The 965-nt window shown below is 58.2% G+C and carries 1 protein-coding gene and 1 pseudogene; both read left to right on the top strand.

The features are described from left to right. Nucleotides 1-255, top strand: a 255-nt coding sequence (locus tag EN906_RS35495) for an isoprenylcysteine carboxylmethyltransferase family protein (RefSeq protein ID WP_164777671.1), incomplete at its 5' end; no start/stop codon positions are given. Nucleotides 256-640: 385 nt separating this feature from the next. Beyond that, nucleotides 641-965 (top strand): annotated as a pseudogene (locus EN906_RS35490) (hypothetical protein); the annotation flags it as partial.

Raw genomic sequence — 965 nt, 5'->3', positions numbered from 1 at the left:
CTGCCGGGCAATCGCGGCGTGATGACCGACGGTGCCTACCGCCTGGTGCGGCACCCGATCTATGCCGGATACCTTGCCGGTCATGTCCTGTTCCTGCTGTCGGCCTTTTCCTTCTACAATCTTGCTGTCTACGCCGCGATCACCTTCTTCCAGGTTCATCGCATCCTGCGCGAAGAGGCGCTGTTAGCCGCGACGCCGGAATACCGGGACTATATGAAGCGCGTCCACTACAGGCTGTTCTATGGGATCGTCTGACAAGCCGGCCAGCGCAGAATCGTTCGGCCTGCAATCACGCTTGCACTCTCTCGCTCCCGCATCCGCCGACAGACTCTGGCCACTTGCAATCATCGTGGCGGTCTTGCTGATCTTGCGAGAGGCTCATGCCCTGTCCGGTGCGGTGTACGGCCTCGCAGTAAAGACGAGCAGAGTAACGTCCGATCATCAATGGCCTTACGCACTGTTAGTGTAAAGAGAAATTATTCCAACTTTATTATAATTTTATTTCAGAAATTTTGTTGATGTATACCACGCTTCAGGTTGAGTATTCTCTCTCTGAAACTGAAATTCACCACCTCGCGTAGTTGATCTTGCAATCGGCCTCTCGCCAATTGCTTTAGCGCAACGACAACAGGAGAGTGTTATGGCTCACACCATCAAGACAGTCGCCAACATGTTGGCGGGTAGTGCGGTAATCTTAGCCCTTTCCCTGCCCGCCAATGCTGCGGGAATCGGCCTTGGCGTTGGTGCCTCGGTGGGTGGTAGCGGCGGCGTCAATGGCGTCGGGGCTTCCGTTGGCGGCAGTGGCGGCATCAGCGCCGGAGTGGGCGCCTCGGTGGGCGGCAGCGGTGGTGTAAAGGCCGGGGCCGGTGCCAATGTCGGCGGCTCGAGCGGTGTCAATGCCGGTCTCGGCGCTTCGGTCGGCGGCAGCAATGGCATCAATGCCGGCGCGGGCGCCAATGTTGGAG

The sequence above is a fragment of the Mesorhizobium sp. M7A.F.Ca.CA.004.06.1.1 genome (assembly GCF_003999135.1).
Classification (GTDB): Bacteria; Pseudomonadota; Alphaproteobacteria; order Rhizobiales; family Rhizobiaceae; genus Mesorhizobium.
This window is presented reverse-complemented; position numbering and strand designations above follow the sequence as displayed.